Source organism: Vibrio sp. V09_P4A23P171 (assembly GCF_963875615.1).
GTDB classification, from domain to species: domain Bacteria; phylum Pseudomonadota; class Gammaproteobacteria; order Enterobacterales; family Vibrionaceae; genus Vibrio; species Vibrio anguillarum.
The window spans coordinates 82,434-98,446 of the sequence record NZ_CAWNMR010000071.1 but is presented as its reverse complement, the minus strand read 5'-3'; the positions used below and the strand labels follow the sequence as shown (position 1 = coordinate 98,446).

Here is a 16,013-nt window from a genome sequence, read left to right as displayed (position 1 = left end):
ATTTGCTTTAATCGTGACCATTTTTAACTAATTATTCACCTACACCCCAGTACACTTCTGGGCTATTTAAGGAATTCAAATGCAATGAAAACTTTCATCAAAGGATTGGTTTTGGCAGCAGCTCTAACTTCTTCACACGTAAGCGCAGACAACAAAACACTCAACGTTTATGCATGGGGAGGATATCTTCCAGAAAAATCCCTCAAGCAGTTTGAGCAGCAGGAAGGGGTAACGATTAACTATTCGACCTTTGAAAATAACGAGTCAATGTATACCAAGCTCAAGTTGCTCAAAGGTGGCGGTTATGATGTGGTTTTTGCCTCAGCGTATTTCATTGAAAAAATGGGACGTGAAGGGTTACTAACCGAGCTGGATCATGCACAAATCCCGAACATGAAAGATGCCATGCCTTCACTACTCGGCCAAGCACACGATCCCAAAAATAGTTATTCCCTGCCCTATATTTGGGGGATCACTGGCCTCAGCTATAACGAAGCATTAGTACCAGAAGGTGTCTCTCGCTGGGCTGATTTGTGGGATAAGAAATATAGCCAACAAGTGATGTTGATTGACGATATTCGCGATGTCTTTGGTATGGCGCTGATCTTAAATGGCTTCAGTATTAATACAAAAAATGAAAAAGAGATTGAAAAAGCCTACCAATCATTGGTCGCGTTAAAAGATAATGTACTGTTGTATAACTCTGATGCGCCACATGTGCCTTATGTCTCAGGTGAAGCAGCGTTAGGGATGCAATGGAACGGGAATGCCTACCAAGGCCAAGTTGAGATGCCAGAGCTAAAATTTGTAATGCCGGAAGAAGGCGCAGTCTTGTGGATGGATAACTTTACTATTCCATCAGGAAGCAACAACAAAGCGTTGGCGCATAAATTCATCAACTTCATGTATCAAGCAGAGAACCAAGCTGAGATTGTGAATAGCTTAGGTTATGCATCGGCAACAAAAAGCGGCCGAGCGTTGCTTCCAGCAGAACTTCGCGACAATCCAACGATTTTTCCAGCCGATGAAGATATGGCTAAAGGGGAATTCATTAATGATGTTGGGCCTGAAGCGCTCGCTATCTACGAAAAATACTGGCAGCGTTTAAGAAATCAATAGATTCGAACTGAATAGACTTAGTTACTAAAAAACCCGCCGTGGCGGGTTTTTATTCTTTACATGATGGATGCTTAATCAAGCTTAGATTGGATAAAATCTAATATTTCTTGCACCGTAGCATCATCCACCTTTTTCAAATTAAGCGCTAAATTACTGCCTTTACGACTGTAACTTACGCGGCCTTTGATCAGATCAATTTTTACATGCTCAGTGCGCTTAGGTGGCAACAACTCTTGTATCCAAGACTCTATTGTCTCTGTGACTTCTTTCGTCAATCGGGCAACACCTTGTACGCTACTACGCTGCCAAACAAATCCATCTTCAGATTGACACTTTTCCAACAAATTTGCTTGTTGCTTTGCATCGAGTTCATTAAATTGTTTATGCAATTTAACTATGGTTGGACGACCTAATTCAACCACATTTGGATAAGCTTGCAATAGCTCAAGTGGCAAAGCCGCTGCTTTTAGAGCACCACTTACTAGGGCCTCACTGCACTGAAATATCTTGGCTAAAGCTTTTTGGTCTTCCGCTTCACCGTTATCCAGCTTCGCTTGCATCTCTTTACCCTTCTCATAAAGAGAAAGCGGCTTGTGCGCGTTTGCCACATCCGAAAGAAACTTCGCATGTTCCGAGTTTATGTCTTCAGCAACATAAACCAAAAATTCTTTACCCGCCAAGATACAAGACATTCGACGACGGCTGCCATCAAGGACTTCAATTTTGCCCCCAGCGGTTTTACGACCAACCGCAGGATATTGCTGACCACGCTCGCGTAATGTACTCAATACATCAGATAGAGCATGCTCATTCAGAAAAGCTTGTTCACGCGCATTCTGCGTAAAAACAATCGTCTTTTCCGCTACTTGATCAGCGGGAATCCTGACCAGTTCGAAAGTGACTAACTCTTCTCCCGCAACCGCCAATTCGATGATTTGCGCTTGTTCTTTCGCTGCCGTTTGGGCTTCTTGCGGGGTGGTTGCACGTCGCTTATTCGCTTTACCAAACAGTTTCGCATTTAGTTCAGACGTTTTAATTGCCATGTTTTACTTACCCCTGATTTAGTGATGACCAATGACTGTGAAGCACTCGCTCAAGCTCCAGTGCACTTTTTTGCACAGCGTCTTGCGCAGTCGCTAGCGTCTTTTTACCACCTTCAAAATCGCTGGTGGTGAGATCAAAAACGGTGCTGTAGGTGTCAGCACAGGTTTCAAATGCTCGGCTACGCGGAATCGTCGCCATCATGACTTGATCACCCAACAGGTAATTCATTTCCGTTAATACCGAGACTTGCTTTTTATTATCATCTTCAAACATCGTCGGCATCAAACGTACAAATTCTAACCCTTTCCAATCTTCTGGAAACATTTCATAAACCGTAGGAAGGTGTTGAAAGAAATTGACGGTTGACGCCCAATCTAATCGCTTAGCCGCGCACGGGATCAGTAATGCATTGGAAGCATACATTGCATTCCATACCAATGGATCAACGTGTGGGCCAGTATCAATCATAATGATGTCAAAATCATCGCCAATCTTATCGATAAGTTTCTCTTTCAGCAGTCGAACAATATCAAGCGATTGGTTTTGCGAAAGATACTGCCACGCTTCTGCGTTAAACATTGCATCTTCAGGAAATGCAGAGATGGTTTTTAAATTGGGATATTGGGTTGGCAACATCACGTTCTTATGTAAGAACGCCTTGTCCACTTCAGTGTCTTCAGGCACGTTGTCTAACATAATATCAACGGCAGAATAGATATTACTGTGCTCTGATAAACTTATTTGCGGGTTGAGAAATAACCGTAATGAACCTTGCGGATCTAAGTCAATCAAGCAGATACGGTAACGCTGATCCAAATTCAGGGCGAGGCACGCGGCTAGATGGACAGCCGTCATTGATTTACCTGTCCCCCCCTTTTGGTTCTGAACATTGATGACCCAAGGCTTATGATCACCATGCTTTTTCCTTTGGTGGAACTTAGGCACACCAGCGGCATCCATGAGCATGTGGGCTTCCGCTAAAGAAATTGAATAGTGATTAGCATTGTTTTTAGTAAATTGATGGCCAGCTTGTTCCATTTTGGAAATGGCATCATCTAGCTTACGGCGTGTTAAGCCTGAACGAGTTTCCATTAGCGCTTTTGACATCGCTGGGAAATGGTCATCACTACGTTCTTCTAAAACAATTTCAATTCGGTCAGCTTGCACCTGTTGAGTTTGCTCGGCGAGCTGGTAGAGATTCGCTATGGTTTGTTCTCTTTTCATTGCCAAATTCCATAATAAGTACCTAATGCAGATTGTACAGCAAACAATTTAATACTCAACAAAAAGGTGAACATTCACTTTTAGATTAATATCACAATAAATAGAAAAATATATCGGAATTTAATGAATTGACCTCATTATGGTCATCATTTTTCCTTAAATAATGGGTAACTTAGTCCATTATTTATTTGAACATTAAAAATATTACAACGTAACTTATTTACATTGTAAATGAGCTTAAAATACCCGGAACGATTAGAGAAGCAGCATAATTTACGGTATGTGTCATTTGGAATGATGTTCCCCCGGCAGATCAATTAAATAATCGTAGAACATGAATAATAATAACTAGAGCGATAGGGCAGGGGAAACTTATCCTTTTCGTCAGGGTACTAGGACGCATGATCAAGGCTAACATGATGATCATGCGTCCGAAGAGATCCCTCGCCACAGGAACAATGATCAAGAGGAATTGGCGCCTTCCTTATCAGCAAATAATCAGAAAACAAATGGATCTTCATCGGATCAATGATCAAGTGTGATTTAAGCTCGGAAGCATGTAAAAATAGCGCATAATTACGGGGGATTGCAGATGGAATAGGGGCTGAGCAAGATACCTAGTACATAACAAGTAAAATTTAAAACACACCAAATAACAAAACCTTCTTCAATGCGCTCTTGATCATGCTTTCGACACACTCTCACTCCTTATAATAGAAGCCGTTAAAAGAGTTATTTGTCATTTCAATTCGTGTTTATGCCAAAATCGACTTTGAAAGAACATTTAATGCACTTCCTTGATCATCTTTCCAAAGAAAAACCAAGCCCATATTCTTCATCTAGCTCAAATAAAATAATCACTTCAACTCATCATGTGGATAAGTTGTGCATGAGCCATGATCATGCTTTAAGAAAGTGTTTGATCATTGATTCAGTCGTCTGATGATCATCGTTCGGAATGTGATTGATCATGCTTTCTTCTCTACAATGATCATGTTTTCAGTTTTATATGATCATGCTTCTGAAGGGGATTTTTTTTTATCCCTATAAAACAATCAATTAGGCTGCTCATTAAGGCTTGATCATTAGATCATATAAGCAATATAGATCAGAATAATCAAAAAGATCAGTTATTTAAAAGCAATAAGTTTTTCTTTATTTATGATCTCTTTTTCTTTATTCTATTGGAACTATAGCGATATTACGGCTAGTGTGATACGGATCTAATAATGAACGCAGACGAAAAAATATTGATCAAAGCACCAAGGAGCCACAAAGATGGGCATCTTTTTGAAGTTTCAGAAACTGCTGTTGATTGGGTTGATCAATACCAACATTTTAAAGGTGTTACCAAAAGTATCGTTGAACTTCTTAACCTGATCTCATTAAGAGGTTTCCGCAGCCAAGATGGGTTAGTCTCGACAACAGAGTTAATTGAAGCAACCGATGGCCAATTGACCAGAGCGGCTATTCAGCAACGGCTGCGTGCTGCAGTAAGTATTGGTTTATTTAAACAGATCCCGGTGAGATTTGAAGAAGGTTTAGCTGGCAAGACAATGCTGCATAAATTTGTTAACCCAAATAAGCTCATCTCTGTGCTTGGTTCAACCAGTCTGGTAACTGAATCAGTAAAACAGACAGAAAAACGCAAGCGTTCAAAAGCGCTGGCTCAAACTCAGGTCAATAAGCGTTTGTTGACAGAACATGGGCTAAATATTCCACCAGCGATGAAAGACGAAGCGGATCAGTTTGTGGTTTCACCCACCAATTGGGCTGGGATCATTGATCAAGCATTAGCTCCACCGAGAACTCGTAAAAGCTACCAGAAATCAATGGTGTCGATTTCTGGTACCCGTGCGATCATTGAAACTCGTTCTTCTAAAAATATCATGACAGTCGATGATCTAATGACACTGTTTGCACTGTTCACCTTAACGGTGCAATACCACGATCATCACCAAGAAGATTACCAACTTAATACCAAACACACACCGAATAAAACCCCATTGTACATTACTGACATTTTGTCGCTTCGCGGTAAAAAAGATAGTGGCCCAGCAAGAGATTCTATTCGCGATAGTATTGATCGGATTGAATTTACAGACTTCCAACTGCATGAGTTAACAGGCCGTTGGCTGAGTGAAAACATGCCAGAAGGATTTAAGAGTGATCGTTTTCGGTTCCTAGCAAGAACGATCACCGCTTCTGAAGAAGCGCCAACGGAAGGCGCTGATGGTGAAATTAGGATCAAACCTAATTTGTACATTTTGGTGTGGGAGCCTTCATTCTACGAAGAGTTACTCACTCGCGATTACTTTTTCTTGTTTCCACCAGAGATCCTAAAGCAACATACGTTGGTCTTCCAACTCTACTCCTATTTTCGCAGTCGCATGTCGCGTCGCCATACCGACAGCATGCTACTGAGTGAATTGAACCAAAAGTTGGCCCGTAATATCGAATGGCGTCGTTTTTCGATGGATCTTGTCCGTGAGCTAAAACGATTATCGGAAGGAAAGGGCAGCGATTCGTTATTTGTCGTGAATCTTTGGGGCTATCATTTGACGGTCACCACACTGGTGGATAAAGAAAAAGTGATGGATTACCAAGTCGACATTAAATGCGATGTGGAAGAAGTCCTGCGCTACTCGCGCGCTCGTACCACCAATGCAGGCAAACGCAACATGGCTCCAACGTTGCCTAACCCACTGCGCAATGAGATGGTTTCTAAGCAAAAATTAGAAGAGCTCTCTGAGATCATTGATGGTGAATTTGAACCGATTCAACGTAAAGCACCGTCTCCAAAGGGTAAGCTAGGACGAAGAGTCAAGCAGCGCAAACACCTAGTAGAGATCAATGCCGATGAAATTACGATTACCTTATCTAAATATACCTCTCCAGAGGCCCTAGAACGCAGTATAACGGCGTTATCAGCAATGACTGGGCATCCACCATCCTCCATCAAGGAAGAGTGTACAGAGCTGATTGATAAGCTGGATTGGCTGAGGGTTGGAAATGAGGCGATCTCTTATGAGACGTTAAGTAAATTGATCGAGCTCTATAACACGAAAAACGAGAATAAACATTTATCGATCGAACGTTTGATCTCGGGTCTCGCAGTACGTCGCAAAGTGTGTAAGCAAGTGTACGAGGGGCATTTAGATGAATCCGTATTCCGGGCACTTGATGAAGTCGCTATTGGTATTTAAAACCAATTTACAACACAACCTTGACATGTAGCTGACATTTTGTTCTAGAAGGTTCGTTAGTATAGAAAACGAATAGACAACCTTTTGTCCTATCTGATGAATTAATAGATTGGCTCATATATGTTTTTAGCGAGTTATATAACTCGCTATTTTTTTATCTGTTGATCCCTGTGATCCCTGCAATCAATTAATACCCTCGCTTTATACCTTGATCATCGTTCCACGCGTAGTATGCAAGAAATCGAACATGAGCATCAATTAAACTTCGGGATAAGGCCTCATCAACGTGCTGTTGATTGAGATGCTCCAAACTCAGTACCATCAACTGCTGCATCCGTTTTATACACCAAGATTTTAACTCAATTTCACTACTCGGCTCCGAGACGCAACGCTGAAAACGAGCGTAAGCAAGCTGCAGATATTGGAAGGCAAGCTCACCGTCAATGAGCTTGTAGTACTCATATTGGCGCAGGCAAGCATCAAGCCAACAAGCAATTGCTTTACTTTGATCATCACTTAGATCCGGCCCCCAGATCTCTTGTGGAGCATTAAGGATCAGAGGTTGTAATTGAGCCACCTGATCATAGCGCTTGTTCAGATGCCATTGATGGATCTCGGTTAACCAGTCGTGAAGCTTACACATCGCGTCTTACCTACAACTTTAAATGTATTAACTACAGTCTGGTGCATTTCAAGCTTATTTGCCAAACAGAAATGGAGAACCATGTGCTAAAAATCAGCACATTGAAAGAGCGTGGGGTAGGGGGGACTGCGATAGTATGCAACAGAATAAAATGAGCGCTAAAACGCTTGAATTCATGTATGTAATATTTAAATTTAGCCTCGTCTAGCAAGGTTGGCAAAGTAATATTAATAGTTTTAAAAATAAGGTTTCTAAACCATCGCCAAAATCACAATATGGACGAAATATGCTTAACAAATCAAATGTCGTTTGCTACAGATTACATGTCCCTTACGTGGTTTGTTCGGAGGTAACAATGTCCATAAATTCTATTGACCATGACGAAATGACTGATATTGCAAATAAGTGGGACTTCACGGAAGAAGTAGAAACTCAAAAACCAGTTAAAAACCTTAAATCAGCCGAAGCTCGCCGTCGTATTGAAGCATTAAGAGAGATTCGAGAAAGTGGTTTAACCATTGAAGAAGCGAAGGAGCTAGGCATACTTCACTGACGAGTTCTCACCATTAATCCCCTAAGGGTGGCGCATAGCCACCCTTTATATTTTCCAATTTTCTTGATTTCATACCGATAAATTGCACATTTATGCTCTTAATTTTCCTATGTCCTATGCTATATTTCGTGCCACGTATTTACCGATCTAGGCTAACTCATGTCCTTCAACCTATCTTTACTTGCCGCTGAAGAAAAAAACAAAGTAGAGCTCGATAAACAAGCTTCCTTTCTTGTTTGGAAACTCAAGCAAGGAAAAGCAGGGCCTGAAGCGATCACTCAGCAGCAGTCTAAAATTGCCAGTGAGGCCGAAAAAGAGTGGTTTTTACAATCGGTGAACAAATACAAAAGAGTGATGGGTGTTGCGTAGCATTCATGTCTTTGCTAAGTGGAAAATTGAAATGATCCCACTTTTTGCTAAAATCCCTCGCGTTAAATTGAATTAGAGAGATCATCCCTATGGGAAGAAGTTTTGAAGTGCGCAAAGCCTCAATGGCGAAAACTCAAGGCGCAAAAATTAAAGTCTATTCCAAATACGGTAAAGAAATTTACATGTGTGCAAAAAATGGTGGTTCGGACCCAGACATGAACTTGTCTTTGCGCCACCTGATCACAAAAGCGAAGAAAGACCAAGTTCCAGGCCACGTTATTGATAAAGCGCTAGATAAAGCCAGTGGTGGTGGTGGTGAAGACTACCAACCTGCTCGTTACGAAGGTTTTGGCCCTGGCGGCGCAAGTGTTATCGTTGACTGCTTAACAGATAACGGCAACCGTACGTTCCAAGATGTGCGTCAATGCTTTGTTAAAACGGGTGCGAAAATTGGTACTCCAGGTACCGTATCACACATGTTTGATCACCAAGCGGTATTTCAGTTCAAAGGGGATGATGAAGATTCTATCCTTGAAGCACTGATGATGGATGATGTCGATGTGACGGATGTTGAACTGGAAGATGGTGTGATCACTGTATTTGCACCTAACACTGAATTCTTCAAAGTGAAAACATCGCTAAATAATCAGTTCCCTGATTTGACTATCGATGTGGAAGAAATCACGTTCGTTCCACAAACACACACACCGGTCACGGGCGAAGAGGCGGAGAAATTCCAGAAGTTCCTCGACATGCTAGATGATTGTGATGATGTACAACAGGTTTACCATAACGCTGAGCTGTAATAGAGCGAATTAATGAGAAGCCGAGTGATTGACTCGGCTTTTTTTTATCTGTGCATTGCTAACCGTGGTCTTATTCATAGAGAATGACGCAAGGATACATACAGCCCACACTCAGTTACGTGTGTTCGTCCGTTTGGGCTGCTGGGTAATAATAAAAGGAGAAGTTAATGAAAGTCAGTTTTATTGGATTAGGGGTTATGGGATACCCTATGGCTGGGCATCTAAAAAACGCAGGATTTGATGTTAGCGTCTACAACCGCACTCAAGCTAAAGCGCAGCAGTGGGCGCAGCAGTATCATGGGCATGCAGCGCAAACAGTCGCAGAGTGCGTGCAAGATGCCGATGTGGTTTTAACCTGCGTTGGCAATGATGATGATGTCCGTAGCATGACGACCAGTGACGGCGGCGCGATAGGGGCGATGAAACGCGGCGCAATTTTGGTTGATCACACCACCACATCGGCACTGTTAGCCGAAGAGCTGGCGTCTGCGGCTCATAAAGCGGGCATTCGCTTTATGGATGCTCCTGTTTCTGGTGGCCAAGCAGGGGCTGAAAATGGTGTGCTAACCATTATGTGTGGTGGAGATGCCGAACTGTTTGAGCAGCTGCAACCCGTATTTCATGCTTATGGCAAGTCATCGGTGCTGATGGGGAAAGCAGGGCAAGGACAACGCGCAAAAATGGTCAATCAAATTTGCATTGCTGGCGTATTAAATGGTCTGTCGGAAGGATTGATCTTAGCGGAAAAGTCAGGGCTAGATATTGGCGTTTTGGTTGATTGTTTGAAAAATGGAGCCGCAGGTTCATGGCAGATGGAAAACCGCGCTGTGAATATGTCAATAGGTAAGTTTGATTACGGCTTTGCCATTGATTGGATGATCAAAGACTTGGGCTTTTGTTTGGATGAAGCGCAACGAAACGATCTAAAATTGCCGATGACAGAAAAAACTTATCATGCTTACCAAGCCTTGTCTGAGCAAGGTGAGGGAAGAATGGATACTTCTATCCTTATCAAAGCCGTTAATTCATAAATATCACAGCTCAGAGATAGACTCAATTGGCCCTATTTAGGGCCATTTACACTGTAAACCTATAAATCGATTCCTATTTATCTTCTGGCCCCGCATACCTACAGTGTCTATCTGTGTGCCTCTTTTCGAAAAACAATTGTATAAAACCATGATCGCCTACCGATTAGGGAGGACAAATGTCCTTCATTTTTGTTTGCTGTGCGTGACTGTGCTGGATGAATCGTCAACTAATTACATTTACTGAAAAATATTAAAATTTGGTTTTTAGTTTCAATAAAGTCACACGAATCCAGTTTAATATGCTGTTAATTCGGTGTTTTCATGGTTTTCAATCCAAGCCAAGCCCCTTGATTATAGTGATTATGACCAAGGTCTCAAAATGATCATAATGATTAATAGGAGTAGGATTCGCGACATTATTATTTTTATATAAGTGAAAAAGCAGTGAAAGACACTAAGGAAATGGCTCATTTTAGTCATGTTCAGATTTCCAATTGGACTAAACACGACACCTATTGGCTACTCAGTTTATTTGGTACGGCCGTTGGGGCTGGCATTCTATTTTTGCCAATCAACATTGGGTTAGGTGGTTTCTGGCCATTAGTGTTAATGGTCTTACTCGCTTTTCCGATGACTTATCTCTCTCATCGTGGTCTTGCTCGTTTTGTTCTCTCATCGCGCCGTCCTAATGCTGATTTTACCGACGTTGTTGAAGAACACTTTGGCCAAAGGGCTGGTCGCTTGATCTCTTTGCTGTATTTCCTCTCTATTTTCCCAATCTTACTGATTTACGGTGTCGGTCTAACTAACACGGTTGATAGCTTTTTGGTTAATCAAGCGCAGATGGTGGCTCCCCCTCGGGTGCTGCTTTCTGGTGGCTTAGTCTTTGCGTTAATTGCCATTATGCTGGGTGGCGAGAAGATCATGTTGCGCGCTTTTGCTGTTATGGTTTATCCATTGGCGGCTATTTTATTATTTCTCTCGCTCTATTTGATCCCGTATTGGTCAGTGCCGTCATTAGCATTGCCGCAAACGAGTGATTTCTTACACACAGTGTGGCTAGCCATTCCTGTCGTGGTGTTTTCTTTTAGCCATGCAGCGGCGATCTCAAGTTTTGCCAATGTTCAACGTCGTCATTATGGCGCGCTAGCGGATAAAAAATCAGAGCAGATTCTGCGTTACACCAGCCTTGTATTAATTCTGTTTGTCTTGCTGTTCGTGTTTTCTTGCGTATTGGCTTTATCACCAGAAGCATTGCAAGAAGCAAAAGTGCAAAATATTTCAGTGCTGACTTACCTTGCCAATGTCACAGATAATCCCTTCATCGCCACTCTAGGCCCTTTAGTGGCGTTTATTGCCATTACCTCTTCCTTTTTAGGGCATTTCCTTGGTGCGCGAGAAAGCCTGACTGGGCTGTTGTGTAAAAACTTTGGCCTGTCATTGCGTCTTGCTGGGCGACTCACCATTGCGATTTTGTTTGTCACGATTTGGATTGTCGCGATACTCAACCCCAGCATTCTGGGAATGATGGAAGCGTTTTCAGGCCCCGTGATCGCTATGATTCTGTTTATTATGCCGATGATTGCTGTATTCAAAGTGCCATCGCTGGCGAAGTATCAACAGCAGATGAGTACACCCTTTGTCATGGCAATAGGGTTATTGGCGGTATCGGCATTGCTTTATAATTTGCTCAATTAAATCAGCCATTGGCTCCGTCACTGGAGCCAAATCAATTACTTGATTTGAGCTTTTGTTATTTGAGGTTGTGCATTATTGAGCGTTGATGCTACCTCCAGAATATCTTGCCACTCATTGTAAGCTGATTGGTACCAAACTTGCTCCAGAATGACCGCTTGTGAATCTTGTGCTTTGGTAAGGTTAGAAACGACGTTGTTGATTTCATTGTATAAACTGAGCACCGTGGTTTGTAGTGTATCTAAGGATCGGCTGATCGCCGCACAATCGTTGTTAACTTGATCGACACTTAGCAATAGGGCATTGAGAGACGCGATTTGTTGTTGATCTTGAGAGAGCGTTTGTTGATCGTGGTTGATGGTATTTAAAGATGATTGGATATCGCTTTGTAGGCTAGATATTTCACTTTGTGCTTCTACAATAGAGCTAACACCAAACCCTGCCAATATCAAAGAACCTCCCAGTGTAAACGGAGCAAGCACCACGCCAAAAATCGTTTCAAATATCCCTTTCTTACGCTGCGATTGAGCATTCGCAATGGCGGTTTTAAATGCTGCTATCTGCTGTTTCATTAGATCAATTTGGGCGTTGGTGGCGATAATTTCTGCTTGGATTGAAACTTCTTCTTGCTGGATCTGTGCAATAGTTTGTTGCAATGTGTTATGAGCATCTTCCACTTGGCGAGCCCAAGCATTCAATCCCTCATCATAACGTTTTATATTTGATGTAAGACTTTGAATCGGATTTTGTAATGTTAAGATTAATGAAGTGAGCTGCTGTAGTTGGGCGGTATCAAAACGGGTTTCTAGTGCTTTGAATAACGTTAAAATTTGAACATTAGAATCTTTGAATGTATTCGCAATGGAAAGAACACTGTCCATAATGTCATTTGAAAAATATAAATTACCACTCAAACGCCATTGTCGTACCAGTTTTTGCACCGCATTTAAATTTTGTTCTACCTGAGCATACAAATGTTCTGCATTGCCTTGATCAATATAAGTTTCAACAACGCCTTGGCATGCAGAATTTAGTAACACCATAGCGCTAATAGATGCAGGAATGTCGGTTTGAAGTTGCTCGCTGGCTGATTGATTCATGATAGTCCTCGAAAAAGAATAAAAGGGGGCGTAACCCCCCTTAGTAATGTTTAAGCTGCTTGTTTTACTGCAGGTGCTAACTCTTTCGTTTCGATAGCTATTTTTGCGCTAGCTAGCTGTTTAGCAAGTTCAACTGCATCATCCCATTCGTTTTTCGCTGCGTCAGACATCACTTTTTCCATAATAATGCTCTGCATGGATGCACCATTATTAAGCTTGGTTACTACATCATCTAACTCGTTACCAAAGACAGTCCACGTCGTTTCAAAATCAGATAATACTGATGTCGATGTTTCAATCGCTGAAACGACGGCGCTACTGGCATTGGAAAGCCCCTGTAAAGCGATAATCTGTTGTTGATCTTCAGCTTTTTGCTTTTGTTCTTGCGCGATGCTGTCGTAGTCATCATCAATTTGATTTTGTAATACGCCCCACGTAACACCACCAGCAATAATCGATGCCGCGCCAACGGCTGCGATACCGCCGGAGACTACAGCTGCGGTACCAGCGGTTGCGATGGTAAGCGCAACGCCTGCGACGAGCATAAAGATGCCAACACCAACCGCAACTTGTGCATAGACTAGATCTTTATTCAGTTTCTCAATGGCTGCACGATTGTTGTCTATTGCGTTATTCATACTTTCAATATCTGTTTGTAAATCGATAATTGTTTTTTGAATATTGGTCGCACCATTGACTAAGTCATCATGTGCTGCTTGCATTTTCACCCCCCAATCAGAGAGTTCCTTATTCATCCCTTTGACAGTGGCTTCGATACCGCTGACTTGAGAAGATAGGGCGGTCATAATCTGTGAGGCTTGCTGAACCGTTGTATTGTCTTTGCCACTTGCTGTTGGATCCGCTTTATATAACTCATGAATGGCATCGATTGATGCTTGGAAAGTGGCGTCAAAATTAATTACGCTAGAGGGAATCGATGCTGATACTTGTGGTCCCAAATCGTCAATCCATTGCTTAGCAACCAATTTTGCTGAGTCTAATTTTTTACTCAGGTCATCAAACCAATCTGGTTTTACCGTAGGTGGCGTAAATTGTGTGTTTAAAATGGCATGGCACTGCGCTGTGATGACTGTGGTTGCCAAAAATGCAGATTGAGTGGTTTGCTGTGTTGGGTTCAACTGAGTAACTTGTTGTGACATTGTGTATCTCCTTTACTGTTCTTGAATGGTGTTATTTAGTGTGTTGACTAAAACGGGTTTTCCAACGTTTGGCGGTAAACTAATGAGTTGCACAAATTCTGAAATGGTTTTCCATGAGGCTGAAGCAATCTTGATGGTTTGCAAATCAGTCAATAGGGCTGGGTCTGAACCGCTTTGTAAGGCGTTGATCAGTTCGTTTACCTTGTCTAATTCGTCTTGCCATAACAATGAAAGTGCTGGCAAGTTATCATCAATCTTTAGGAATTCTTCGCTCATGTTGCTGAGGGTTTGAATAATGGCTTTAGTAATGGCAGCCGCTTGTGCTTCTTCACTGGCTAGTGTTTGTAATTGAGTGAGTTTGTCTAAATCTTGTTGTACCTCTTTCGCGCTCGATATTGTGCTGTATGCACTGTAACCAACCGTGAATAGCGCACCAGCAAAGGAAAGGAATGGTACAGACGTCGTTGCTCCCATTACGACACCGTAGGAAATCGTTACCATACTTTGTATGTAAGCTTTTCCTGCTCTTAATTGGGCCGCCGTGACATTGGCTCCTAAACTGGCAATGGATTGCGATAGAGAGCCTATCTCTGTTGCAATGCGTACCATTGCTTGTTCTTCGCTCGCAAGTTCATTCCAGCCATCTTGAATGCTGGATGCGAGCAGCTCCTCTGCATTTTTCGCTTGGCTGTAAGATTTCGTGAAAACTTGCTGAGCTTCATTTGTTAACGTGATATTTTGCTTTAACGTTTTTTGCAATAATTGTAAGCATTCAATCCATTGCTTCGTACTTGTTATCGCCTTACTGTTTTGTGCGCAGGCATCGAACGTGGTCTGATAATTAATAAACGATGTAATAATTTGCGCAAAAATTTTAGGCTTTTGCTGCATAAACTCATTCATTACCGCTCTTAAGATCTCAGTCCTGCTTCGAACTTCTACGAGCCAGTTTGGATCTTTTGCTACATGGCCAATAAAGAGAGAGTTGCACGTTGCATCGTAGTTACTAATACCTAAAAAATCAGTATATACGTCGGTCAGCATATTTAATGCGGTATCAACATTTGGGCTTAACATGAGTTCGCCCTCTACAGTGAAATAACGAGGAAAGGATCAAACGTTAATCTTGCACCATCAATAGACAAGGTCGCATTGTATTGTTGTGTGCTGGCTTGTCCTTGCGCTTCAACTCGGCCTTCCCAGAATTCATCACCGCTTAGTCCTTGTTTAGTGGGTATACAAACTCTGTCATTTATCATTTGCCCATTAAACTCGACAATATCAACTTCATTGTCTGGTGAAATAGCGACAACTCGCCAGCATAATAATTGGCCGTCTTTACAGGCTGTTTTTAACTCAGCTTGGCCTTCATTACCCGAGCCCATATATTTATTTGTATCAATGAGATAAATGTTACTTTGCAGATCTCGACTTGCAAGCGCTGCTGCTGCATCTACGACCATGAGTATTTCTACTTTTTTCATACAATGTTCCTTATTTAGATGGAGTTATTGAACTTCGAGATAAGGTGAAAAATTCATTGTTATTCCGTTTATTGAAAGAGAAATGGTATATAGATAACGCCCAGTATCCCCACGAGTCTGAACTCTGCCTTCCCATGCGTCATTAACAGGGCTTGGTAAGCAAGCTTTTTGATCAATCATGTTACCAGAGAATCCCGTTATATTGACTTCGTCATCTGGCGAAATGGCGCAGCTACGCCAGCAAATAAACTGACCATCTTGAGATACCGTGTGGAGTTGGCACGTTCCTTCATCCCAAGAACCAAGCCATTGGTTACTATCAATTAAGTAAACGTTATCCATTAAGCTCGTGGTTGCTAATGCTCCGGCACAATCAACCACGATAAGTATTTCTATTTTTTTCATTCAATACCTACTGACGTTTATTTATGGATCCACAGAATATCACTGTACTGATTTAACCATTTCGAATGGTTTTTTTGGTTATATCTATTAAATCTTATTGATATTAGTGTTGATATTTACATGTTTATAATCTTTATGTGGCTAAATATAGTTAGTGATTTCAGTTAATCAAGG

15 protein-coding genes are annotated in these 16,013 nt (G+C 41.8%); 7 read left to right on the top strand and 8 right to left on the bottom strand.

What is annotated here, in order from left to right; translation table 11 throughout:
* Positions 1–84: 84 nt before the first annotated feature.
* Positions 85–1,119: an ABC transporter substrate-binding protein gene (locus AACT23_RS17080; protein ID WP_017044942.1), complete on the top strand. Its 1,035-nt coding sequence runs from the start codon at positions 85–87 to the stop codon at positions 1,117–1,119.
* Positions 1,120–1,190: 71 nt separating this feature from the next.
* Here AACT23_RS17080 and AACT23_RS17075 read toward each other — a convergent pair whose 3' ends face one another.
* Positions 1,191–2,162 (bottom strand): ParB/RepB/Spo0J family partition protein, encoded by a 972-nt coding sequence (locus AACT23_RS17075; RefSeq protein WP_017049342.1) that lies wholly within the window; start codon positions 2,160–2,162, stop codon positions 1,191–1,193.
* Positions 2,163–2,169: 7 nt separating this feature from the next.
* Positions 2,170–3,387, bottom strand: coding sequence for a ParA family protein (locus tag AACT23_RS17070; protein WP_026027506.1), 1,218 nt, complete (start codon positions 3,385–3,387; stop codon positions 2,170–2,172).
* Positions 3,388–4,616: 1,229 nt separating this feature from the next.
* On the opposite strand from AACT23_RS17070, the gene AACT23_RS17065 reads away from it, so the two are divergent.
* Complete coding sequence (locus AACT23_RS17065; protein ID WP_017043500.1) at positions 4,617–6,593, top strand: replication initiator protein RctB domain-containing protein; 1,977 nt, start codon at positions 4,617–4,619, stop codon at positions 6,591–6,593.
* Between the two features lie 187 nt (positions 6,594–6,780).
* Here the strand turns inward: AACT23_RS17065 and AACT23_RS17060 are convergent, their stop codons facing one another.
* Positions 6,781–7,236: a transcriptional regulator gene (locus AACT23_RS17060; protein WP_094128629.1), complete on the bottom strand. Its 456-nt coding sequence runs from the start codon at positions 7,234–7,236 to the stop codon at positions 6,781–6,783.
* Between the two features lie 355 nt (positions 7,237–7,591).
* On the opposite strand from AACT23_RS17060, the gene AACT23_RS17055 reads away from it, so the two are divergent.
* From AACT23_RS17055 to AACT23_RS17035, 5 genes are all read left to right on the top strand, one after another.
* A complete protein-coding gene (locus AACT23_RS17055) occupies positions 7,592–7,789 on the top strand; it encodes a PA3496 family putative envelope integrity protein (RefSeq protein WP_017043498.1) in 198 nt (65 codons plus the stop codon).
* A gap of 159 nt (positions 7,790–7,948) precedes the next feature.
* Positions 7,949–8,158, top strand: a complete 210-nt coding sequence (locus AACT23_RS17050) for a DUF3283 family protein (protein WP_017046863.1) — start codon at positions 7,949–7,951, stop codon at positions 8,156–8,158.
* A gap of 89 nt (positions 8,159–8,247) precedes the next feature.
* Positions 8,248–8,964 (top strand): YebC/PmpR family DNA-binding transcriptional regulator, encoded by a 717-nt coding sequence (locus tag AACT23_RS17045; RefSeq protein WP_017044945.1) that lies wholly within the window; start codon positions 8,248–8,250, stop codon positions 8,962–8,964.
* A 167-nt stretch (positions 8,965–9,131) separates the two neighbouring features.
* On the top strand, positions 9,132–9,995 hold the full coding sequence (locus tag AACT23_RS17040; protein WP_094128625.1) for an NAD(P)-dependent oxidoreductase: 864 nt from the start codon (positions 9,132–9,134) through the stop codon (positions 9,993–9,995).
* A 462-nt stretch (positions 9,996–10,457) separates the two neighbouring features.
* Positions 10,458–11,693: an aromatic amino acid transport family protein gene (locus AACT23_RS17035; protein ID WP_212754901.1), complete on the top strand. Its 1,236-nt coding sequence runs from the start codon at positions 10,458–10,460 to the stop codon at positions 11,691–11,693.
* Between the two features lie 35 nt (positions 11,694–11,728).
* Here the strand turns inward: AACT23_RS17035 and makE are convergent, their stop codons facing one another.
* From makE to makD, 5 genes are read right to left on the bottom strand one after another with little or no spacing between them, the layout of a single operon-like run.
* Complete coding sequence (gene makE, locus AACT23_RS17030; RefSeq protein WP_094128622.1) at positions 11,729–12,790, bottom strand: alpha-pore-forming cytotoxin subunit MakE; 1,062 nt, start codon at positions 12,788–12,790, stop codon at positions 11,729–11,731.
* A 50-nt stretch (positions 12,791–12,840) separates the two neighbouring features.
* Positions 12,841–13,950: a cytotoxin MakA gene (gene makA / locus AACT23_RS17025; RefSeq protein WP_017049338.1), complete on the bottom strand. Its 1,110-nt coding sequence runs from the start codon at positions 13,948–13,950 to the stop codon at positions 12,841–12,843.
* Between the two features lie 12 nt (positions 13,951–13,962).
* Positions 13,963–15,027: an alpha-pore-forming cytotoxin subunit MakB gene (makB, locus tag AACT23_RS17020; protein WP_017049337.1), complete on the bottom strand. Its 1,065-nt coding sequence runs from the start codon at positions 15,025–15,027 to the stop codon at positions 13,963–13,965.
* A gap of 11 nt (positions 15,028–15,038) precedes the next feature.
* Positions 15,039–15,434 carry an alpha-pore-forming tripartite toxin MakABE regulator MakC gene (makC, locus tag AACT23_RS17015; RefSeq protein ID WP_013868236.1) on the bottom strand — a complete coding sequence of 132 codons (396 nt, stop codon included), beginning with the start codon at positions 15,432–15,434 and terminating at the stop codon, positions 15,039–15,041.
* A gap of 24 nt (positions 15,435–15,458) precedes the next feature.
* A complete protein-coding gene (gene makD, locus AACT23_RS17010) occupies positions 15,459–15,839 on the bottom strand; it encodes an alpha-pore-forming tripartite toxin MakABE regulator MakD (RefSeq protein ID WP_094128619.1) in 381 nt (126 codons plus the stop codon).
* Positions 15,840–16,013 lie beyond the last annotated feature (174 nt).